This is a genomic window from Desulfosporosinus sp. SYSU MS00001, assembly GCF_049943955.1.
Taxonomy (GTDB): Bacteria; Bacillota; Desulfitobacteriia; order Desulfitobacteriales; family Desulfitobacteriaceae; genus Desulfosporosinus.
Map to the genome: position 1 here is coordinate 396,443 of NZ_JBNFTW010000001.1, position 20,779 is coordinate 417,221.

The 20,779-nt window shown below is 40.9% G+C and carries 25 protein-coding genes; 21 read left to right on the plus strand and 4 right to left on the minus strand.

Annotation, left to right across the window (positions count from 1 at the left end; translation table 11 throughout):
- Window positions 1-42 precede the first annotated feature (42 nt).
- Together ACPUYX_RS01835 and ACPUYX_RS01840 are read right to left on the minus strand one after the other, a co-directional pair.
- Window positions 43-831, minus strand: coding sequence for a CheR family methyltransferase (locus tag ACPUYX_RS01835; RefSeq protein WP_426378036.1), 789 nt, complete (start codon window positions 829-831; stop codon window positions 43-45).
- 62 nt (window positions 832-893) lie between these two features.
- Window positions 894-1,331, minus strand: coding sequence for a YaaR family protein (locus tag ACPUYX_RS01840; RefSeq protein WP_426378037.1), 438 nt, complete (start codon window positions 1,329-1,331; stop codon window positions 894-896).
- A gap of 31 nt (window positions 1,332-1,362) precedes the next feature.
- Between ACPUYX_RS01840 and ACPUYX_RS01845 the strand changes: the two genes are divergently transcribed.
- A complete protein-coding gene (locus ACPUYX_RS01845) occupies window positions 1,363-2,397 on the plus strand; it encodes a M28 family metallopeptidase (RefSeq protein WP_426378038.1) in 1,035 nt (344 codons plus the stop codon).
- Here the strand turns inward: ACPUYX_RS01845 and ACPUYX_RS01850 are convergent.
- Window positions 2,394-3,245 (minus strand): flagellar motor protein MotB, encoded by an 852-nt coding sequence (locus ACPUYX_RS01850; RefSeq protein WP_426378039.1) that lies wholly within the window; start codon window positions 3,243-3,245, stop codon window positions 2,394-2,396. The genes ACPUYX_RS01845 and ACPUYX_RS01850 overlap by 4 nt on opposite strands.
- Window positions 3,242-4,054, minus strand: a complete 813-nt coding sequence (locus tag ACPUYX_RS01855) for a flagellar motor protein (RefSeq protein ID WP_426378307.1) — start codon at window positions 4,052-4,054, stop codon at window positions 3,242-3,244. The genes ACPUYX_RS01850 and ACPUYX_RS01855 overlap by 4 nt, the downstream gene beginning before the upstream one ends.
- A gap of 389 nt (window positions 4,055-4,443) precedes the next feature.
- On the opposite strand from ACPUYX_RS01855, the gene flgM reads away from it, so the two are divergent.
- From flgM to ACPUYX_RS01955, 20 genes are all read left to right on the plus strand, one after another.
- Window positions 4,444-4,716 carry a flagellar biosynthesis anti-sigma factor FlgM gene (gene flgM, locus ACPUYX_RS01860; RefSeq protein ID WP_426378040.1) on the plus strand — a complete coding sequence of 91 codons (273 nt, stop codon included), beginning with the start codon at window positions 4,444-4,446 and terminating at the stop codon, window positions 4,714-4,716.
- 27 nt (window positions 4,717-4,743) lie between these two features.
- Window positions 4,744-5,226, plus strand: a complete 483-nt coding sequence (locus ACPUYX_RS01865) for a flagellar protein FlgN (RefSeq protein ID WP_426378041.1) — start codon at window positions 4,744-4,746, stop codon at window positions 5,224-5,226.
- 3 nt (window positions 5,227-5,229) lie between these two features.
- Entirely contained in the window at window positions 5,230-6,675 is a 1,446-nt protein-coding gene (gene flgK, locus ACPUYX_RS01870) for a flagellar hook-associated protein FlgK (protein WP_426378042.1), read from the plus strand.
- 81 nt (window positions 6,676-6,756) lie between these two features.
- Entirely contained in the window at window positions 6,757-7,620 is an 864-nt protein-coding gene (gene flgL, locus ACPUYX_RS01875; protein ID WP_426378043.1) for a flagellar hook-associated protein FlgL, read from the plus strand.
- A gap of 142 nt (window positions 7,621-7,762) precedes the next feature.
- On the plus strand, window positions 7,763-8,320 hold the full coding sequence (locus ACPUYX_RS01880) for a DUF6470 family protein (protein WP_426378045.1): 558 nt from the start codon (window positions 7,763-7,765) through the stop codon (window positions 8,318-8,320).
- A gap of 68 nt (window positions 8,321-8,388) precedes the next feature.
- Window positions 8,389-8,865 carry a flagellar assembly protein FliW gene (locus ACPUYX_RS01885; RefSeq protein WP_426378046.1) on the plus strand — a complete coding sequence of 159 codons (477 nt, stop codon included), beginning with the start codon at window positions 8,389-8,391 and terminating at the stop codon, window positions 8,863-8,865.
- Window positions 8,865-9,107, plus strand: coding sequence for a carbon storage regulator CsrA (gene csrA / locus ACPUYX_RS01890; protein ID WP_426378047.1), 243 nt, complete (start codon window positions 8,865-8,867; stop codon window positions 9,105-9,107). The genes ACPUYX_RS01885 and csrA overlap by 1 nt, the downstream gene beginning before the upstream one ends.
- Before the next feature lie 202 nt (window positions 9,108-9,309).
- Window positions 9,310-9,480, plus strand: a complete 171-nt coding sequence (locus ACPUYX_RS01895) for a hypothetical protein (RefSeq protein WP_426378308.1) — start codon at window positions 9,310-9,312, stop codon at window positions 9,478-9,480.
- Window positions 9,481-9,887: 407 nt separating this feature from the next.
- Complete coding sequence (locus ACPUYX_RS01900; protein ID WP_426378048.1) at window positions 9,888-10,706, plus strand: flagellin; 819 nt, start codon at window positions 9,888-9,890, stop codon at window positions 10,704-10,706.
- A 109-nt stretch (window positions 10,707-10,815) separates the two neighbouring features.
- Complete coding sequence (locus ACPUYX_RS01905; protein WP_426378049.1) at window positions 10,816-11,184, plus strand: flagellar protein FlaG; 369 nt, start codon at window positions 10,816-10,818, stop codon at window positions 11,182-11,184.
- A gap of 23 nt (window positions 11,185-11,207) precedes the next feature.
- On the plus strand, window positions 11,208-12,695 hold the full coding sequence (fliD, locus tag ACPUYX_RS01910) for a flagellar filament capping protein FliD (protein ID WP_426378050.1): 1,488 nt from the start codon (window positions 11,208-11,210) through the stop codon (window positions 12,693-12,695).
- 48 nt (window positions 12,696-12,743) lie between these two features.
- Window positions 12,744-13,160: a flagellar export chaperone FliS gene (fliS, locus tag ACPUYX_RS01915; RefSeq protein ID WP_426378051.1), complete on the plus strand. Its 417-nt coding sequence runs from the start codon at window positions 12,744-12,746 to the stop codon at window positions 13,158-13,160.
- Window position 13,161: 1 nt separating this feature from the next.
- A complete protein-coding gene (locus ACPUYX_RS01920; RefSeq protein WP_426378052.1) occupies window positions 13,162-13,434 on the plus strand; it encodes a hypothetical protein in 273 nt (90 codons plus the stop codon).
- Window positions 13,435-13,449: 15 nt separating this feature from the next.
- Window positions 13,450-15,285, plus strand: coding sequence for a motility associated factor glycosyltransferase family protein (locus ACPUYX_RS01925; protein WP_426378053.1), 1,836 nt, complete (start codon window positions 13,450-13,452; stop codon window positions 15,283-15,285).
- Window positions 15,286-15,350: 65 nt separating this feature from the next.
- Window positions 15,351-16,361: a UDP-N-acetylglucosamine 4,6-dehydratase family protein gene (locus tag ACPUYX_RS01930; protein WP_426378054.1), complete on the plus strand. Its 1,011-nt coding sequence runs from the start codon at window positions 15,351-15,353 to the stop codon at window positions 16,359-16,361.
- 3 nt (window positions 16,362-16,364) lie between these two features.
- Window positions 16,365-17,312, plus strand: coding sequence for a dTDP-glucose 4,6-dehydratase (locus ACPUYX_RS01935; protein WP_426378055.1), 948 nt, complete (start codon window positions 16,365-16,367; stop codon window positions 17,310-17,312).
- 155 nt (window positions 17,313-17,467) lie between these two features.
- Entirely contained in the window at window positions 17,468-18,367 is a 900-nt protein-coding gene (locus tag ACPUYX_RS01940) for an SDR family oxidoreductase (RefSeq protein WP_426378056.1), read from the plus strand.
- Window positions 18,343-19,428, plus strand: coding sequence for an N-acetylneuraminate synthase family protein (locus ACPUYX_RS01945; RefSeq protein WP_426378057.1), 1,086 nt, complete (start codon window positions 18,343-18,345; stop codon window positions 19,426-19,428). Before ACPUYX_RS01940 ends, ACPUYX_RS01945 begins: the two co-directional genes overlap by 25 nt.
- Entirely contained in the window at window positions 19,428-19,952 is a 525-nt protein-coding gene (locus tag ACPUYX_RS01950; RefSeq protein ID WP_426378058.1) for a GNAT family N-acetyltransferase, read from the plus strand. The genes ACPUYX_RS01945 and ACPUYX_RS01950 overlap by 1 nt, the downstream gene beginning before the upstream one ends.
- 23 nt (window positions 19,953-19,975) lie before the next feature.
- A complete protein-coding gene (locus ACPUYX_RS01955; protein WP_426378059.1) occupies window positions 19,976-20,719 on the plus strand; it encodes a cytidylyltransferase domain-containing protein in 744 nt (247 codons plus the stop codon).
- The last annotated feature ends 60 nt before the right edge of the window (window positions 20,720-20,779 follow it).

A 20,779-nucleotide genomic window follows, 5' to 3' on the forward strand; every position in this document is an offset into this window, starting at 1 on the left:
GGAGCTTTTCTCTGGCTTTATGAGAATAGCTCCTCTTAATATTTATTCTTTTTGATAAAAGAAGGAAGAAACTGCTTTTAAACCGAGGTGTTTCATGCCAAAGAGATGTTCAGTGCTGCCGGTAAAAAGGATTCCTCCCGTTTTTAGAGCATCTGTGAACTTTTTATAAAGCATCTCCTTGGCCTCGTCTGTAAAATAAATAACGACATTCCGACAGGCAATAAAGTCAAAACCAGATTGAAAACGATCGGTTAAGAGGTTCTGGTGTTGGAAGGTGACCAATCGTTTTACGGATTCTTTGATTTGATAGCCTTTGTCAGTTGAGATAAAATATTTTTGCAGGAATTCAGGGGGAGTACTTGCAAAATCATTTTGTTTATAAAGGCCTTCCTTTGCCTGATTCAAAACATTAATGTCAATATCCGTACCTAAGACTGTAAATTTGCTATTCGGAAAGTATTCCGTCAAGGTCATGGCCAAAGAATAAGGCTCTTGTCCGCTTGAACATCCGGCGCTCCAAAGTTTTAGAGGGCTTTTGTTCTGAAGAAGCTGGGGGATAATGGATTCTTTCAGCGTTTTCCACTGATTCGCGTCGCGAAAAAACTGAGAGACATTAATAGTCAGATGTTTAAAAAAAGCGTCATATAAACTCTGATCTGAGTTAAGGGCTTTGAAGAACTCGGGAAATGTTGGGTAACCATGGGAGTTCATGAAACTAAGAATTCTTCGCTGCATTTGGTTTTGCTTATAAAATTTAAGATCAAGTCCGCTTTTAGGATGAAAGGCTTTAATAAAGTCCTCATAGGTATTGGAAATGGGTGCTATAGCCAAAAGGATGACCTCTCTCTCTTTGAATGAATTATTATACTATTGTAACTTCACTAAAGGCTAAATTAGGCAAAAAGATCTACAATGAGTCCCTTAATTTCATCAACCTTGGTTAGAACTTCTAAAGGCTTAGCCTGCTGGTCGAGAAGCTGTTTTCCTAGATCTTCTAAAGCGTTGTCAATTTTGGAGATTCGAGCCATGATTTTCGGACGACCGTGGAAATCCCAGGAGGACTCTTCCTGCATTTTTCGGCTTTGACCAAAGGTTGAACGCAGGAAGGATTTAACCATATCACGAAAATCCTTTAAGTCGCGAATGGAAAGAGATTGAGATAATTTTTTGCCCTGGGTCTCAAGGCGCTCGAGAAAGGTTTGAAGTTCAGTCTTTTGAATGTTTTGAGTTTGAGACAAGACTCCTTTAAAATCGATTGTGCGTTCTGAAGAGCTTTGAGAATCAATCGTGGGAGAAGAGGTTTGTGCTGGTGTCTCAATGCGAATAGACATAGTCATTCTCCTTTAGAAAGGATATTTTAAAATGCAAACTCGTAGAATTTTTTTGAAAACGCTGTTAGGACTTGGGGCAAGCCTTTTGCCCTGGAGTGTCTTTCCTGCCCGTATGGGAGAATTTCTCAAGTCGGAACTAGGACACCCTCCTGCCATATTACAGCTCCCTGAGACTGAGACAAAAGGCAAAGGAGAAACTACGGAAAGCCTCAAGCGTACAGCGATGGATGATATTATTGCCTTAACTGCACCTGAGATGCAAGGACGCAAAGCAGGATCAGTAGGAGAAGCTAAAGCGGCAGAATATCTAATCTCGCAATTAAGTCTTCTCGGCTTAAAGCCAATGGGAACGCCAGAAGCAGGTTTTGCTCAAGCCTTTACGATCTATCCGGTCATTGAAACCAAGGTTAATGGACGACTAACGTTCAGGCCCGGGCAGTCGAAAGACTTAAGGATTCCAAGTGCAAATATTCTCGGAGGACTAATGGGAGAAAACGAACATGAAATGATCCTTATATCAGCCCATTATGATCACCTGGGTATATTTGAAGGGCACGTGTATCCCGGAGCGAACGATAATGCATCAGGTGTGGGATGCATTCTGGATGTTATTCGCAAAATCCTTCGTGAAGGAAAAACTCCAAAGCGCTCCATCGTGATTGCATTCTGGAGCGCTGAAGAGATGGGATTTGTAGGGTCCCAAGCCTTTGTCAATAATCCCCCATTTCCCCTTCGTCAGATTAAAGCTGTACTCAATGCTGATACTGTCGGCAACGGTTTCAAGGGAGACTTTGCATTGTGGGGAGACGGTGAAAATATCGCTGTTAAGGCTATTCAGCAAGCAGCTGGTCAATACGGTGCCACTGCCCCCATAACTCCTCCCGGAGGACATAACAGCGATTCAGTTAGTTTCGCCTCGGCGGGTATTCCGGCAGTTACCCTCATGACCCGGGATTGGCTGGATAAAAATCACACTCCCGAGGATACTTCGGCAATATTGAAGCCCGAACAGATCCATCTGGCTTCTGAGATCATCTATCAGGCACTTCATAGTCTTGCCTTCTAATGCGTTACTGTTGTTGTCGAAGCTGAATTTGCTGCCGTTGAAGAAGCTTGACTGGTGGGTTCTGTAACATCATATTTGGAACGGAGAATGATTAGATCGATGCGGCGGTTTTTATTTCGTCCCTCATCTGTAGCATTAGAGGCAATCGGCCGGTATTCTCCGTAACCGGTTGCGGAGAGACGATTAGGGTCAATTCCGTCATGCTGCAAGATTTGCACCACATTAGTGGCACGGACTACTGACAATTCCCAGTTGCTGGGGAATTGGGCAGTATGAATCGGCAAATTATCCGTATGGCCTTCAACCCTGATTTGATTGGAGGATGACTCAAGTACCGTGGAGACTTTTTCCAGGATATTACGGGCGTAAGGAGTTATATCCGCCGAGCCGCTCTCAAAAAGCAAAGTTTCTTGAATTCTGACCACAAGGCCACGTTCTTCGACAGACGTTACTAAGGTGGATTGAATGCCATTATCAGATGCGAATTTATCGAGTTTTGCCTTAATGGTATCGATTGACTGGTTATCTGCATCCACGTTCCCTTGTCCGGCCTTTTGGTTGTTATTCTGTGTGGTCGTGGAGGGTTTGGTCATGTCACTTTGAGGAGTTTTAGGAGGAATGGCAGCCGGTCCCGCTGGGCTGGTTGCCAATTGTATTTTGGCAGAACTGCCTCCGCTTAAGGCTGAGTTCAAAGCTTCGGCCACGGCCTGAAACTTTTCAGAATCAACTTTACTCATCGAGTAAAGGACAACAAAGAAAATCATAAGTAAGGTAATAAGGTCTGAATAGGTGAGCAGCCAGCGTTCTCCATTTTCCTTTTCGGCTTCATGTTCGCGTTTTCTACTCATCGGCCTTCACTAACTGCAGGACGGCCCGCCGCTGCGCCTTCTTCATCATCTTCTTCAGAGGGAAGCAGAGATCCGACGTGGGTTTTCAATTTTTCCTTCAGAATGGATGGGTTATCGCCTGCCTGAATCGAGAGAATTCCATCCCGAACCATTTCCATTGCGGCAACCTCCGCCTTGTCTTTCATTTTAAGCTTTGTGGCAATAGGAAGCCAGAGAAGGTTGGCAGAGGAAACACCATAAAGGGTAGCAATAAAAGCAGATGCGATTGATTCAGAGAGTGATGAGGGATCAGAAAGATTTCCTAACACCCTGACAAGTCCCATAACGGTCCCGATAATCCCCATGGTCGGCGCAAATCCGCCGGCTGCCTCAAAGACGGAGATACCAACTTTATGACGTTTTTCCAGGACAGCGATATTTGATTCCAGGATTTCCTCGGTGATTTCAGGGTCTGTTCCATCAATGACTAACTGTAAGCCTTGACGAGTAAAGCGATCGTCAACGGTTTGGAGTTCTTGTTCAAGGCTTAATAATCCTTCGCGGCGCGCTTTTTCAGCGAAGCCAACCAGAGCTTCATAAGCTTCTGCGGTGCCAAAAGTTTGACTTTTAAAAGCAACCTTTAGCCAATACGGGAGGTGCTTAAGGTCAGAGAGGGAAAAACTGGTCAAAACTGCTCCAGCAGTTCCTCCGAAAACAATAATTGCTGCGGAAAATTGGAAAAGGGAACCGAGAGAGCCACCCTCCAGAAGATATCCGATGACTAGAGCGCCTATTCCGGCGATGACGCCAATTAACGTTGATAAATCCATGTTTCTTGCCACGACACTCCTTTATACATTAGCAATAGAGACCATAGTTCTATATTAATCAGAAAAGAAAGGGGAATAAACTGGGTTCGCCGGCCTAATTGCTTTTCTAAATAAAGGGCTGCGACATACCTCCCTTTGCGTTTATTACATGATTTTAGTGTAGAAGCTTACAGTAGGGGAAGAGGAAAAGAATCTCTACAATTTAATATCGACAAAATTTACCCTAAACTTTAGTATCTCTACATAATACAAATAAGTATTTACTGCCCGAAAAAAGACTGAGTATTTACTGAGTAATTTTAGGAATTAATGTGGAGAAAGTTTTCCTCAAGTTTTGGCTTGCTTTATTCGATAAGCAAAGTAAGACTATGTATCTTGGAGTGAATGAAATGAAGGTAGATCCTACATTTATGTCGCTGGTGAGCTGTACCCAGGCCACTAATCGTTTGAAGCCAGTCGAAAAAAATAGATCAACGAGCGAAACGGATAATGTTGCTGTTTCAGACAAAGCTCAAACATTTCAGACGTTATTGCAAAAAGCAAAAGAAGTTGCTGATATTCGCGAAGACCGTGTCCAAACTCTGTCTAAGCAGATTGAACGGGGAGAGTTTAAAGTGGACACCCAAAAAATCGCCTCTAAATTGCTTCCGCCAAATTTCTAAGAGCGTCTATGCGAGGAGGAAGATTCCGTGTCTGAAGTGCTTGAGAACTTAGATAGAAATTTAAAGGAACAAATTAAATGCTATACAGAGCTTTATGACTTGGAAAAAGGCAAACAAAAAGCCCTGATTGAAAATAGTGTCCAGGAAATTGACAAAATCACGGCCCGAGAGGAGCAGCTTTTTCCAGTTGTAAACCATTTGGAAAAAGAACGTATCTTGTTTACGGAACAGATTGGACAAGAACTAGGTATGGTTCCTGAAGATCTAACCCTGGCAGTGTTGGCGGAGCGTTTTCCAGTCCTGCAGGGGGTGCATTCCGATCTGGAGCGAGTGATCGGCGAGTTGCAGGGAATTCACGATATTAATACCCAACTTTTGCAGCAATCTATCAAACTTGTTGAGTTTACTGTAGGACTATTCATGCATCAAGAAAAGAACACGTATACGCATCCAAGCAGAAATGGTAATGATATGGATAAGAAACTGCATCTCTTGGATTGGAGGATTTAAGAAATGACTTCTACTTTTTTTGGATTGGAAATTACCCGCAGAGCACTGGCATCCCAGCAGGCTGCCTTAGATGTAACGGGGAATAATATTTCCAATGCTAATACTCAAGGATACACCAGACAGATTGCAAACTTGAAAGAAACCACCCCTTATACGGTATACGCAACGGGTCGGAATCTGAGTCTGGGGTCTGGGGTATCCATGGATACGGTTACCCGGGCACGGGATAAATTTGTAGATATGGAGCTCCGTGATGAAACGTCAAAGCAGCAATATTGGACAAGTAGGCAAACGAGCCTATCTAATATAGAAAGTTTTATGAATGAACCTTCGAAAAATGGTTTGAGTGCGGCTATGGATAATTTTTGGACGGCTTGGAGCAGTCTTTCTCTGGACCCGGAAAATTCAGGAGCTCGCTCGGTTGTACAAGGACGTGCCATAACTTTAACTGATAGCTTTCATGCTATTGCTCAGCAGATTCAGACGATGCAGAGTAACCTTAACTCGGATGTGACAACACAGATTCAACAAATTAATAGCTATGCGGATCAAATTGCGAAACTTAACGATCAAATTAAATCCGCCAAGATAACCGGGGACAATCCGAATGATCTTTTAGACAGCCGAGATAATTTGATTGATGAATTATCCAAAATTGTCAATGTGAAGGTTTCGGAAACCAATGATGATTTCAGCATAAGTATCGGGGGAGATGTTCCTCCAGCGACGTTGGTTGATAATGGAACGGCTAATCATTTGGATGAGACTTCCGGACTTGATGGAAATGACGTTACGTGGGAATCAGGGAATTCTCTTACGTTAAATCCACAACAGGGAACACTTCAAGCGGATATACAGGTTCGTGATACGGATTTAAAGAATTTATTAAATCAATATAATTCACTGGCTAAAGATATTGTTGATGCAGTTAATAGCATTTATGGAACGGGAGCAGTTACCGGATCTACTACAACAGGTAATACCTTTTTTGATCCTTCGAATTTAACTGCGAGTACCATCTCCTTGACTTCGACGGGTTCGGCACCAGTCGATGATTCAGCAGCCACCAACATGAATAACATAGTTGCGGGCAATGGAACTTCTGGTGACGGAAGTATTGCTGCTGCAATTGCTGCTTTGGCAACGGGGTGGTCGAGCATCACAAATACGACATTAACAAGCAAGGGTTCATCCTTGGGAGATGAGTATGGTGTTATCGTTTCTCAGTTTGGGGTCCAGGTTCAACAAACCAATCAAACAAAAGCCGGAGAAGATGTTTTAGTTAATAATTTGACGAACCAAAGGGACTCTGTCTCCGGAGTATCTCTTGATGAAGAGATGACAAATATGATTCAATATCAAAAGAGCTATATGGCTGCAGCGAGAGTCGTCACCACAATGGACGATATGCTTAACACGATTGTGACTGGTTTAGGTGTTACAAGGTAGTGAGAAACAATTCATACCACAGTAATTAAAATTAAAAATTAATACTTTATTTTACGATCGTTTATGTAAGGAGGGAATATTTTGCGAATAACCACTAATATGATGTCAAGGAATCTGCTCCAAAATATTGAAGCTTCTCAGGAGAAAATGACAAATTTACAAAACATGATGTCTACAGGGCATCGGATTAATAAGCCTTCGGATGATCCGGCAGGGACCCACAATGCCCTGGGCCTTAAAACGAATATGGCAATGATTACTCAATTAAAAAGTAATGCTGATGAGGCAGTATCTTTTATGGGCACAACGGATTCCACTTTGTCGGATGTTCAGTCAATGCTCAACCGCGCCTATGAACTTACCCTCCAGGGGGAAAATGGAACCAATGATGATCAATCGCGAGCAGATCTCGCTGCGGAGATTGATCAGATCAATCAGCAGATCCAGACGCTTGCCAATACTAAGGTTGGAAATAAATATATATTCAATGGAACGTCGACAACTGACGCCCCTGTTGCCTCTTCAACAGCTTCCTTTGCAACCTACTCCCCTATTCAATTGGATGTTGGCAATAATAATTCGAAAGTAACTATCTCGGTTGATGGTTCAAGTATTTTCCCCACGAGTATGAACTTATTAAATGATATTTCTAATGCTTTGACTTCAGGTTCCGATTTGGGTTCATATGTGGATCAAATTCAGACCAACATTGATAATATTTCTACGAGCCGTGCGACTTTAGGTGCCAGTGTTAACCGAGTGCAGGCTATAAGCAGTCAAATGGATAGCATGAATATTAATTTAACTTCGAGCCTTTCGACGGTACAGGATACTGATGTGGCAAAAACTATTTTAGATTTTCAGACCCAGCAAAATACCTTTCAGGCTGCTTTGTCCATTGGAACTAAGATTATTCAACCCTCTTTGGTTGATTTTATGAAATAAATCAAGGATTTTTCAACATGGCAACTGCTTATTTCAAGTTTTGAATTTTAATTACCGAACAGATTATATTATATTATGTTTGGAGTTATTATATAGAAGAATGTTTTTTAGGAGATTCTTTAGAAGACTGAGGTGATCGATTATGGTGGATCTTCAAATCCAACAACAATTCGGACGGATTGGACTTAAGATTAATCCTTTTCAATATGACCTATCGATTACCGCTGCAAATCTTGAGATCCGGCAGCAACCGGCAGAGATCTCAATAGAACAGCCTGCTGCTACAATAGAAATTGATAATACCCCGGCGCGCGAATCGCTGGGGTATTATGGTATAGCGGCGGAACAGCGTGTCTTTGCTCAAGAAGCCAAATCGACCGCAGATGCCGGTATTTCCCGAAGGGTCAATGAAGGTCAACAATTTGCCGATCTTACAAAAAACGTTTCCGTAGCTAGAATCGTTTCCCAGGAGGCGAAACCTCGTCAAAGGGAACTTCAGATTGCTTGTACTCAGCCGATTCAGATCTCTGTAACGAGTAATCCTGTTAATTTTCAGGCAAGAATTGGTGGAGTTTCAATTGATACGAAACTTGGTTCCGTTCAGGGAGATTTCCAATACGGATCTGTTCATAGTTTCATGGAACAAAATCCGTATATAAAGTTTCATGCCGTGGGAGCCGTCTTTGATTCACAGAAGTGACTTGCCTGATCAGCAAAACAGAACTTAAGACTTTCTATAGTTTAATATAAATATGGAGGAAACAGACGATGGAAGATAAGGATAATATTTATTATTTCGCTCAAGGTATCCCTGGCTTTGAATCCAATAAGGAATTCCGTTTTGTTGAAGAGAAAGGGGTTCCTTTTGCTCAATTAATTTCTGTTGAGGAAGAGAGAATTGGTTTTATTCTAATGCGTCCGGGATTATTATTCCCTGATTACAGTGTAGACGTTGATTCGGAGAATGAAAAAATCTTGAGATTAAATGAATCGAAGAATAGGACGGACAGTATTAGCGTTTCCCCTGATGGAAACCCTAATGATCACGTAGAGGTCTGGGCAATAGTAACATTAAATAGACAGAACGTGGCGAAGAGTACCGTGAATTTAAGAGCTCCAATGCTCTTAAATACCAAGCATAAAGTTGGCGTTCAGGTTATCTTGGCGGATGAACGGTATCTCACGAAACAACCGATAGAGCTGGAGAAGCCTAGGGCACATGAACAGGAAGGGGCCGTTGGTTAATGTTGGTTCTTACGCGAAAGTTAAATGAAACTATTAAAATAGGAGATAACATTGAAATCACCGTGGTAGGGATCTCTGGGGATAACGTTCGTATCGGAATAAATGCCCCTCGGGAAGTAAAAATTCTGCGAAGGGAAGTCTATGAAGAAATCCAAAGACAAAATAGGGAAGCGGTAACAGGTGAAGAGTTTGGGATATCGCTTCAGCTTTTAAAAGACTTTAAACTTAGCAAGGAGAAATAGTAACTATTTTTCAATTATGTTTGGCAATGCCTCATCTTAATTTTATAAGCTCTGAGGCTCTAAATATAACTAAATTGAAAGTCGGGAAAGTATTCTTTAGAGGTGAATATGAAAACATTAACTTTAGCTATGATCGTTAAAAACGAGGGTCGATTGTCTTGCAAGGTGCTTATCAAGTTCAGCCGATCTTGTTGATGAAATTATTGTTGTAGATACAGGATCGACTGATGATACGAAAGATATTGCCTCATCGTTTGGAGCAAGAATACTTGATTCCCCTGGGTTGACGACTTTTCTAAAGCTCGAAACTTTGCCCTATACGGGAATTATTCAAGAACAATTAGTCTCGGACTTGAAGCGGAGTCTTGTATGAAGTAACTTCAAATTTGTCAAAGTCGAAAGAATATTATCGAAGAGCCTTGGATTATGGTTATGCAAAAGCGGCTGAACGGCTCAGAATTTTGGAAAGTAGCAACTAGTTTAGTTGTCTGGTTGGATAAGATTAGATTAGAAAGTATTACCCAATAAAAACTGTTTTGTTGCATTTTCTTGGCAAAAGTCGAATTTTAGAAAAAGTTATAGACTTGTTAATATGGGCCGAATACGGCAGTAATCAGGAGATAAAACGATAATAACATTCTAATTTGGCCAAAATTAGTCTGCGAAAATGAAGAGGGATAATACGATAAGTTATATGTAAGCTACTTCTTATGTCGACAAAGAAGCGGAAAACAGATTCCTACACGGATGTGGGAAAATTTAATTCATGGAGGGAAAAAGATGATTATCAATACCAATATGTCCAGTTTGATTTCTCAAAATAATTTAAACAACACGCAAAGTGCAATTCAAAGTTCATTATCTAAGTTGTCCTCAGGTTATCGAATTAACACAGCCGCTGATGATGCAGCAGGTTTGGCTATTTCCCAAAAGATGACAGCGCAAATTAATGGGCTGAATCAAGCCAACAGAAATGCGCAGGATGGTATTTCTCTTATTCAAACCGCTGAAGGTGCGATGGGTCAAACTCAATCAATTCTTCAAAGAATGAGAGAGCTTTCCGTACAGGCTGCCAACGGTACGAACACAGCAAAGGACCGTAGCCAAATTGGGCTTGAAGTAACCGCTTTGCAAAATGAAATTGATCGCATTGCTTCATCAACTCAATTCAATACTAAAAACTTGCTTGATGGAACTTTAACAGGCGTGCAATTCCAAATTGGTGCTATGGGAGGCCAGACTATCTCCCTCTCAATTGCAACTATGACTACAGCTAAACTCTCGGTAAATACCGCTACTGTTAAAGTTGATACTGTAACAGATGCTACTACTGCAATTGGTAAAATCAGTGCAGCAATTGACGCAGTGTCTGATGCTCGTGCGTCGTTGGGAGCTTTACAAAATCGACTTACCCACACTATTTCCAACTTAACTACAGCCTCCCAAAACATGACAGCCGCTGAATCTCAAATTACTAACGTGGATATGGCTTCTGAAATGTCTAAATTCACCCAAAATCAAGTCTTGAGTCAAGCGGGCGTTGCAATGTTAGCTCAAGCAAATCAAACTCCCCAAGCAATTCTCAAGCTGTTAGGCTAATTCTTAATAATGCAATGAGAGAGCCGGTCGGCGGGCAGCCGGACGGCTCTCCTTTTATTCAATAGAAATTATGAAAAAGGGCTAAGTGTTTTTTATGGGAGGGAATGATGTGGTTGATCCAATCCAACCCAACAGCGGGGTAATTGTACCGCCGATAGATGCTTTTCCTGGACAAAAATCCGAAAAAACGCAGGATGTCTTAGTTCCTATCGTTGATCGTAAGCAAGAGGCCACATCGGCACGAGAAGAAATTCCCAGAGAGGAAATTGAAAAGGCGGCAGAAAAGCTCAATCGTTTGATGGGAATTGTTGAAAAGAACATGAAGTTTAGCGTTGATGAGAGTACTCATCGAGTGATGGTGAAAATTGTGGACAGCAAAACGGGCGAAATTCTTGATGAGATTCCACCCAAGCGTATTTTTGATTTGTTGAATTCATTCAGCAGTATGTCTGGATTACTTCTTGATAAACATTCGTAATTCGTAGGAAGGGGGGACGCTATATGAGTGCTTTAACCGGACTATCCGGATATGACTTTTCCGGAATCATATCCCAAATGATGCAGGCTTATAAACTTCCGGAAACTCAAATGCAAACCCAACAATCAACACTACAAGCTCAACAAGATGCATGGCATGATGTAAACACACGTTTATCCGCTTTGGACGCAACACTCGCAACGCTGCAGTCTTCGGATACCTGGACAGCTACAACCGCTACTTCCAGCAATACTAGCTTTGTGACAGCAACCGGAGGGAGCGGAGCTTTGGCGGGGAGTTATTCTGTCAATGTGACAAATACTGCAACTGCTGAGGTCGTCGTTAGCCAAAATACGACAGATACTCTGTCCGGCATGTCGAATTACAATTATGATTCCGGGACTGACAGCTCAAGTTGGGACTTCAGCATTAATGGGAAAAATGTCGTTGTAAGAAGTTCAACTTCAGGATCAGATCCTACGTTAACGGATATCGCATCTTCTATTAACCGTGCTCAAGTTGGGGTAACAGCTTCTCTTATTCAAGTAGATAGCAGCCATTATCGCCTTTCGATCACTAGTAATAAGACTGGGCAAAATAATGCTATAACATTTGGCGATCCTAATGGAACGTTAAGTAGTTTGGGTATCAGCACGTCTCCAACTCTTTTAACTCAGGCACAATTAGATTCCGGGACGGTGGGAGGAATATCCCAAGCGGCACAGGATGCGCATTTTACTGTAAATGGTATAAGTATTACAAGCGCATCGAACACTGTTACAACAGCTATCCAGGGAGTAACTTTAAATTTATCTGGATCAGGCACATCAACGGTGACAGTTGCTGCAGATCCTTCGGTCGCCGAGAAAGCTGTTCAGGCTTTCGTGGATCAATATAATTCTGTGCAGAGCTTTATTGCCACTGAGCAAAAATATGACACCAAGACGAAAACAGCCGGGGATTTATTTGGTGATGCACAACTTGAGGGTATCCAGGCTAGGCTCAGAGGACTGTTAGGAGGGACTTTTAACAATCCTACATCACCATATAGTATTCTGAGCGATGTAGGTGTTTCAACATCGGCAGACAATTTCGGTGAAGATGCTTCGCTGAATTTTGACACAACTAAGTTTGCTACGGCTTTTGCGGCTAACCCGCAAAGCGTTGCTAACCTATTCAGCGCTCCCTATAATGGAGTTACTCCTAAAAACGACACGGTGAACAATCAATATGAGGGATTGGGGAATACTCTTCACGCTTATCTCAATCCGATTATCATGTATGGTGGAACGTTGTCTCAGATAGATGACAGCTATAGTAGACAAATCAAAGATGTCGAGGATCAAATTAGTGATTTTGAACAACGTGCAACTGATTATGAAACCATGTTGAACGCAAAGTTTTCTAACCTAGAAACTGTCTTATCCGGTTTAAATGCGCAAGGAAGCTGGTTGACAAGTCAAGTTAATGCTATGTCAGGTTCATCTAGTTCATCAAGCAAGAAGTCCTAAGTTCTAACAAATTGTTGAATTACTATTTAAGGGAGGAATCGCTCTATCGTGTCAAATACAACAACAAACAACCCGTATAGCGCATATCGACAGACTTCAGTTGCCACGGCTTCTCCAGACAAACTACTTCTAATGTTATATGATGGAGCGATTCGTTTCCTTAATCAAGCCCGTATATCTATAGAACAACATAATTATGAAGCAGCAAACATATGGTTGGGGAAACTTCAAGAGGCATTTATGGAGCTAAACATGTCTCTAAATATGAACCAAGGAGAAGTTGCATATAATCTTAGGAAACTTTATGAATTTTATCAAAATGAAGTGCTCTTAGCTAATGTCGAAAAGAGCAAAGAACGTCTTCAGCCTGTTGAGGACTTTCTGAGGACTTTCCGTGATACTTGGGCAGAGGCCGCAAAGATCGCAAACCAAGACTATATGTATAGACAGACTGGGGAGAAATAAAATGATTACTCACCAAACTCAGGCCAAGGAAGAGTTATTTCAAAAGCTTGATAATATTCATAAGTTGTTTATCTGCAATGAAGATAGTTTGGCTCTCAAAGAACTCGATCCTGTCTTGAAGAGAATGGAGAGCAAAGCGGAGGGAATGAATCCTGACGAACAAGAGACGTTGCAGCAGTTATTGCTGCAGTCATTAAAGTGCTTGAAAGACGAAGATTATGTCCGACTTACGGATATACTGATTTATGAAATAAAACCTATGCTTAAAGACTGAACGGGGATGATTAATATGACTTTTTTTGAAAAAAACTTAGCCTTTCTTATCAGCCAAGGATTTGAGGAACAAGTCTTAGACCAAACGGCTGAATCTTCCTCTGTCAGCCTTTTTGCGGGAAAGAATGGATACTATACTGCGACAAAAAGGATCGAGGGGCGGGATATTCTGCTTCACAGCGCTTATGATCCTTTGAATGAGGCTTCTACATTGATCGTAGGAGATGATATTGCTTCCTATCAGGCTATTTTTCTTTTCGGTTTGGGTTTGGGCTATCATTTGCTTGAGCTTCTAGACCGAACACCACCCTCAACCTTAATTTTCGTTATGGAGTCTGATTGGGATATCGTGAGAGCGGCCATGCATGTGATCGATTTTCAAGAAATATTGGCAACAGGCAGAGTTGTTTTGGCTTTCGGTAAAATTTCTGAAATTCGAGTGATTTTAGATGGCCTTTTTGTTATCGGAGAGGTTATGCTTAAACTCCAGAGAATGGGTTTCTTATATTTTGCTCCGAAATATCGAAGTGAATTACAGGCTGTACAAGAAATGCGCAGCCTAATACTTGAAGTATATCAGTATCATGTTCATGGGCTAGGGGTAGATTTAAGCTGGGGTGTAGATGGTTTAAACAACCTCGTAAAGCATATTCCTTATCTGGCCAAGACATCGTCTGTAAAGCGGATTACCAACACCTGGAATAAACCAGTGGTCATTGTTTTAGCGGGACCATCTTTGACGAAGAATATTGCGGTACTTAAAGAATGGCAAGATCGAGTCACGATTTTCTGTGTTAATACCGTTTTTAATAAATTATTGGACCATGGAATTATTCCGGATGCCACGTTTAGTTTAGATAGAACTCCGCTTATTCCTGAAAAGCATTATAAGCGAGATGAACCCATTCCGGAGTCTATTGTTTTTGTCGCTAATCCTGTCATTGATTATCGCAGCGCAGGGTTGTTTAAGCATCATTTATTTGTTTTAGGAGGATCAGAATATTTTCAGCGAGAGTTGGCTGAGGACATAGATTGTGATGTCTTGTCAATGGGGTTATCTGTTACTCATTTTGCCTTTAATTTTGCTAATCAGATTGGTGCCCCGGCTATTATTCTGATTGGGCAGGATTTAGCATTTAGTGAAGAAGGGCGAACTCATAGTCAAGGAAGTGTCTACAGTGATGAAAAGATTGATCTTGAGAATGATTCTCAAATAATCTATCTTGAGGGATATTATGGAGATAAGGTTCCTTCAACTCTGACCTGGAAAATGTTTCGTGATTGGTATGAAATCTATTTAGAGCGTTATTCGACTGTCGCCATCAACGCCACTGAAGGCGGAGCGAAAATTAAAGGTATGATTCAATTGACGTTACAGCAAGCTTTGGAAAAGTACATTGGAGCTGAATCGCCAGAGAAAGATTCTTTTGTGAAATGGTTGGATAATGTGTCCCAGAATATTGTGGTCGAAGATAGGCTTGAGATGATAAATAAGTCATTTATAGAACGTATAAAGAAGCTGAGGGTTGCCGAACTGATTTATACAAAAACTTTCGATCTGGGCAATTACGTTCAAGATGTTAACATTCCTTTAGAGTCTAGAAAACGGTATTTAGATCAAATGAAAGAAGTTGCCCATAATATTTTAGCAGATAACTGGAGTTTTTCCCTTTTCAGACCTGAGTATTTTAGAATGATGGGAGAGTTTATTAACGCAGGCACAGAAGAGGGGCCTTTTAATAATGAGGTAATTATAAAAAAAGGAAAGATATTGCAAGAAATGTTTCTTGATTTAATAGCTTTTCAAGGAAAACTTAAAAAGATTCTAGAAGATGCAATCAAACCGGATTGAGTGGAATAATCAGTGTATTAATTAAGTAATTAGTAGTTTTGAGATGACAGAAAGGAGTTCGGCTAGTGTTTGAAGGAAAACGAATTTTAATCACTGGTGGAACGGGCACGGTAGGACGCTCATTGCTGGAAGCCATACTCTTAGAGCGTCCAGAGGTGATTCGCATCTATAGTCGTGACGAGTTCAAGCAGTTTGAATTACAGCAACAATATCAGGGAACTCCGAACCTTCGCTTCCTATTGGGTGATATAAGGGATTATTATCGGCTTGAACGAGCTCTTGAAGGAATTGATTACGTTTTTCATACTGCGGCATTAAAACATGTGCCTGCCTGTGAATATAATCCATTTGAAGCGGTACAAACCAATGTCGTTGGCACTCAAAATGTTATTCAAGCCGCGCTGGAATCCGGCGTAAAGAAGGTCATTTTCACCAGTACCGATAAAGCCATTAGCCCAACGAATGCCATGGGAGCGACGAAATTAATGGCAGAGCGGTTGATCGTTGCAGCAGAATATCAAAAGGGGTCCGGATCGACAGTTTTCTCGGCCGTACGCTTTGGCAATGTTATGAGTTCAAGAGGTTCGGTGATACCTCTTTTTGTGAAACAAATCCGAGAGAAAAGAGCCATCACATTGACATCCCCCGATATGACTCGATTTATGATGACTGTTTCTGAAGCAACGCGATTGACGATGGATGCCATGCAGCTTGCCGATGGCGGTGAAGTATTTGTTTTTAAAATGCCGATCGTTCGCTTAGGGGATTTGGCCCAAGTTATTATCGAGCTGGTTTGTGAGAAATATGGAATTAAAGTTAGCGAAGTTGAAATCCAGCAGATCGGACTTCGCCCCGGTGAGAAAATGTATGAGGAACTTATGACTTTCGAAGAATCTAGAAATGCTTATGAATATCCGCATATGTATGCTATTCCTGCACCGTTTGGAGGCAAGTTGTCTTCCAAGCACCAAATAAAGAAGGCTTCTGTTGGTAATTATAGCTCAAAAAGTGGACAAACCCTTACCAAAGATGAGATACGGAGTCTGCTGAAAGTGGAACTTTTAAAGGAGAGATAATTGATGAAGGCTTTAGTCACTGGAGGAGCAGGATTTATTGGTTCTTGGGTAGTAGATCGGCTATTGCGGGATGGGCATAATGTTTGGGTTTTGGATAATTTGACCAATGGAACAGAGCGGAATATAAGCACATTCATGAATGATTCTAAGTTTAATGGTTTCGTGAAGGGTGATATCCAGGATAATCATATAGTGGAGCAATTATTTAATAACGACATTAACGTTTGCTATCATTTGGCCGCCAGCATTAATGTTCAAGACAGTATTGATGACCCCAAGACAACATTTAATAATGATGTGATAGGGACTTTTAATGTACTTGAGCAATGTCGAAAACATGGAGTTAAAATGGTGTTCATGAGTACTTGTATGGTTTACGATAAAGCAACAGGGGCAGAAGGGATCAGCGAAATGTCACCAATTAAGCCAGCTTCCCCCTATGCTGGTTCGAAAATTGCCGGTGAGAACATGGTGTTGTCATATTATTATGCTTATGGCATGCCAACTGTGGTCATCCGGCCGTTTAATACCTATGGCCCAAGGCAGAAAGCTACCGGGGAAGGTGGCGTTGTTAGTATTTTTACGAGTAAAGCTTTCCGTGGTGACCCACTGCACATTTATGGCTCTGGAGAACAGACCAGAGATTTGCTGTATGTTGAGGATTGTGCCCGCTTTGTCGTTGCAGCCGGACTTTCAGAGGGCGTTAATGGGCAAATTATTAATGCTGGTTTAGGACAAGATATAACTATAAACGAACTTGCTCTTAAAATCTGTGGAGATCCAAGTCTAATCAAGCACATAGAGCATATTCATCCTCAAAGCGAGATTCCTAAATTGTTATGCAACCCGAGCAAAGCCAAGAAATTATTAAACTGGGAACCCCGAGTCTCTTTGGATGATGGGTTGTTAAAAACAAAAGATTGGATGATAGAACAATTAAAGAGGATGTAGTTCGCAAAAACGTGAAATAGGTTCATCAATAATGACTAAGTTTAAATTCCTTTTGAAATAAAGGACTGACATAGAGTTGGGGTATTAAATATTATAGGTGACTTAAGTAATTCGTAATAATGTTTAACTGAGCAGACATAATACTGGGGGATATTATGAAGGTACTTATTCTGGGATCAACAGGAATGTTAGGTTATGCTTTAATGAATGAAGCTCAAGGACGTAAGTTTACTGTCTATGGGGCTTCTAGAAGTCAGGCGGATATTATTTTGGATGTTACAAATGAGCAGGATCTTAGTGAATTTGTATACAGTCTAAAACCTGATGTTATCATTAATACGGTGGCAATTACCAACTTGGTTAGCTGTGAAATTGATCCGGGGTTGTCCTATCGAGTAAATACGCGGCCTGTGAGCATCTTGGCAGAAATCTGCAATAAAATAGGAGCGTTCTTTGTACAGGTTTCTACTGATCACTATTATACTGGTGATAAGAAACAAAAGCATACGACGACTTGCCCGGTATGTTTATTAAATGAATATGCTCGAACAAAATTCGCTGCTGAGGCTTTTGCTTTAACTGCACGTAATTCGTTAGTTGTCCGTACAAATATTGTCGGTTTCCGTCGCTTTGAAGGGCCCCCTACTTTCATAGAATGGGTACTTAAGTCTTTGTATAATAGAAGTGAAATCGTCTTGTTTGAAGATTTTTATACATCGAGTATAGAAGTTGGACAATTTGCTAAGGCTCTTTTTGATTTAATTCCTAAACAGCCGCGTGGAATAATTAATCTGGCAAGTCATGAAGTAAGCAGTAAAAAAACATTTATCGAAGTCGTAGCTCGTGTATTTGGTTATAAGCTGGAAAATCCTAAGTTGGGGAGTGTTAAACAATTAGCGCAAGTACAACGAGCAGAGAGTTTGGGACTTGATGTAGCAGAGACGGAAGCACTTTTAGGGTATAATCTTCCAAATCTTTCTCAAGTTGTGCAGAGTCTTAAAAATGTGTATGAGGGGGATGAAAAATTAGCATGCAGTATGATGATGTCTTGCTGATTAATGGACGTGAAATTTCAATTAATGCCCCGACATATTTTATCGCTGACATAGCATCGAATCATGATGGAGACTTGTCTCGGGCGAAAGAACTTATATGGCATGCCAAAGAGGCTGGAGCCGATGCAGTAAAGTTTCAACATTTTAAAGCAGAGAAAATAGTAAGTGACTATGGTTTTAGAAAATTAGGTCAAAAACTTAGCCACCAAGCTGCCTGGAAAGGATCCGTATATGAAATATATCAACAATATGAGTGTGATAGAAGTTGGAATGAAGAACTAGCTAGAACCGCCTCTGAAGCCGGAATTGACTTTTTGACTACCCCTTATGATTTAGAGGCCATTAATTTGCTTAACCAATATGTTCCAGCATTTAAAATTGGATCGGGAGATATTACTTGGACGAGTTTTATTGAGGAAGTGGCGAAACAGGGGAAACCGGTGATGCTTGCAACAGGAGCATCTAACATGGAAGATGTTGAACGAGCCGTTGAATCAATTATTAAGCATAACCGACAAGTTGCATTGTTACAATGCAATACAAATTATACAGGTAGTGTTGAAAATTTTAAAAATGTTAATCTGCGAGTATTAGTCAGTTACAGTCTCAAATACCCCAATATTGTACTAGGCTTATCAGATCACACCCCGGGTCACTCTATGGTTCTGGGTGCCATCACCTTGGGGGCGCGGATAATCGAAAAGCATCTAACGGATGATAATAATAGAATTGGTCCGGATCATTCGTTTTCTATGAACCCTTTTACTTGGCATGAGATGATCGAACGTTGCCGTGAGCTTGAGCAAGGCTTGGGGGATGGAGTAAAACGAGTGGAAAGAAATGAATTAGAAGCGAAAATTGTACAAAGGCGTTGTTTGCGATTAACACGAGATGTTAAAGATGGAGAACTATTGCTTGAAAATGATGTTGAATTATTACGCCCCGCGCCAAAGGGAAGTTTACCACCTGATATGCTTAAATACGTAGTGGGGCGTCAAGTGATAAAAAGAAAAAACGCTGGGGATGTTTTATATATTGATGATATTAAGGAAGAACAGTAATGTTAAAAGGTAAATTTGTGGGTTTAAGAGCAATTGAAAGACAAGATTTAGCTCAACTTCAAGAATGGAGAAATAGGCCTGAATATCGGCGCTATTTTAGGGAATATCGCGAAATAGGGATGGATGCACAAAATATTTGGTACGAAAAAAAAGTGCTTCAAGATCCCAATATCAGAATGTTTTCCATTGTCGAATTAGCAACAGATAGATTACTTGGGGCTTGTGGTCTATGTTATATCGATTGGGTCAATAGGACAGCGGATTTTTCAATCTATATAGGAGCAGATAATCTTTACATAGACTCTATGTTTGCTCCGGATTCCGGGAAAGTATTGCTTGATTACGGTTTTGATGAATTGGGACTTCATCGAATTTGGGCAGAGATATATGATTTTGATGAATCTAAAAAGGTACTTTTTAAAACATTGGGTTTTAAGCTGGATGGGAGACATCGGGAAACTCATTGGGCTGAAGGCAAATGGAACGACTCATTGTTTTATGGATATTTATCTACTGAGCGTTAAATATATTCATAGTGAGGTTAACAATGAAGACGGTTATTATTGTTCAAGCACGTATGACATCTACCAGACTTCCTGGCAAGGTTTTAAAAACTGTGATGGGCAAGCCACTCCTGGAATATCTAATAGAAAGGCTGCGCCGTGTAAAATTAGCCGATGAAATAGTAATCGCAACAACTACTAATACTACTGATCAACCGATCTTAGAATTGTGCCGGCGATTAAAAGTACCGGTTTATAGAGGCTCGGAACTCGACGTTTTAGCACGATACCATGGAGCAGCAGAATTTTATCAAGCTGATGCTGTAGTCAGAGTAACATCAGATTGCCCGGTAATAGATCCGGGAGTAATTGACCAGGTTATTAGTTTCTTTCTTAACAATTGGCCGAACTATGATTACGTTTCTAACCGTCTGGAAGCAAGTTATCCACGTGGAATGGATACGGAGATCTTCTCGTATAAATCTTTAAATGAAGCTTTTCTGGAAGCCCAAGAGGAAGCCGAAAGAGAACATGTAACCCCATTCATGTATTGGCATTCAGAACGTTACAAGTTAGGAAACGTCGCTTATTTAACTGATGAGAGTTGTCATAGATGGACTGTGGATACACAAGAAGATTTTGAGTTAATAAGAAGGATACTTGAGTCGCTCTATCCAGATAAACCTCACTTTACGTTGGAGGATATTTTAAATCTTTTACAGCAAAAATTAGAATGGCTGAAGATCAATGCTCATGTTAAACAAAAAGTAGTTGATAGAAAAGGCTAATCTTTTTATCGTTCCGAGACTAGATTTAGTGTATAGAGAATGGATTGGTCAGGGGTGATT

What these genes read in the sequence shown, in the direction of transcription:
- ACPUYX_RS01920 (WP_426378052.1), top strand. Translation starts at nt 13,162, where the DNA reads ATGATTACTCACCAAACTCAGGCCAAGGAAGAGTTATTTCAAAAGCTT.
- ACPUYX_RS01950 (WP_426378058.1), top strand. Translation starts at nt 19,428, where the DNA reads ATGTTAAAAGGTAAATTTGTGGGTTTAAGAGCAATTGAAAGACAAGAT.
- ACPUYX_RS01945 (WP_426378057.1), top strand. Translation starts at nt 18,343, where the DNA reads ATGCAGTATGATGATGTCTTGCTGATTAATGGACGTGAAATTTCAATT.
- fliD (WP_426378050.1), top strand. Translation starts at nt 11,208, where the DNA reads ATGAGTGCTTTAACCGGACTATCCGGATATGACTTTTCCGGAATCATA.
- ACPUYX_RS01850 (WP_426378039.1), bottom strand. Translation starts at nt 3,245, where the DNA reads ATGAGTAGAAAACGCGAACATGAAGCCGAAAAGGAAAATGGAGAACGC.
- ACPUYX_RS01840 (WP_426378037.1), bottom strand. Translation starts at nt 1,331, where the DNA reads ATGTCTATTCGCATTGAGACACCAGCACAAACCTCTTCTCCCACGATT.
- csrA (WP_426378047.1), top strand. Translation starts at nt 8,865, where the DNA reads ATGTTGGTTCTTACGCGAAAGTTAAATGAAACTATTAAAATAGGAGAT.
- ACPUYX_RS01880 (WP_426378045.1), top strand. Translation starts at nt 7,763, where the DNA reads ATGGTGGATCTTCAAATCCAACAACAATTCGGACGGATTGGACTTAAG.
- ACPUYX_RS01900 (WP_426378048.1), top strand. Translation starts at nt 9,888, where the DNA reads ATGATTATCAATACCAATATGTCCAGTTTGATTTCTCAAAATAATTTA.
- ACPUYX_RS01935 (WP_426378055.1), top strand. Translation starts at nt 16,365, where the DNA reads ATGAAGGCTTTAGTCACTGGAGGAGCAGGATTTATTGGTTCTTGGGTA.
- ACPUYX_RS01855 (WP_426378307.1), bottom strand. Translation starts at nt 4,054, where the DNA reads ATGGATTTATCAACGTTAATTGGCGTCATCGCCGGAATAGGCGCTCTA.
- ACPUYX_RS01925 (WP_426378053.1), top strand. Translation starts at nt 13,450, where the DNA reads ATGACTTTTTTTGAAAAAAACTTAGCCTTTCTTATCAGCCAAGGATTT.
- flgK (WP_426378042.1), top strand. Translation starts at nt 5,230, where the DNA reads ATGACTTCTACTTTTTTTGGATTGGAAATTACCCGCAGAGCACTGGCA.
- ACPUYX_RS01955 (WP_426378059.1), top strand. Translation starts at nt 19,976, where the DNA reads ATGAAGACGGTTATTATTGTTCAAGCACGTATGACATCTACCAGACTT.
- ACPUYX_RS01940 (WP_426378056.1), top strand. Translation starts at nt 17,468, where the DNA reads ATGAAGGTACTTATTCTGGGATCAACAGGAATGTTAGGTTATGCTTTA.
- ACPUYX_RS01845 (WP_426378038.1), top strand. Translation starts at nt 1,363, where the DNA reads ATGCAAACTCGTAGAATTTTTTTGAAAACGCTGTTAGGACTTGGGGCA.
- ACPUYX_RS01885 (WP_426378046.1), top strand. Translation starts at nt 8,389, where the DNA reads ATGGAAGATAAGGATAATATTTATTATTTCGCTCAAGGTATCCCTGGC.
- flgM (WP_426378040.1), top strand. Translation starts at nt 4,444, where the DNA reads ATGAAGGTAGATCCTACATTTATGTCGCTGGTGAGCTGTACCCAGGCC.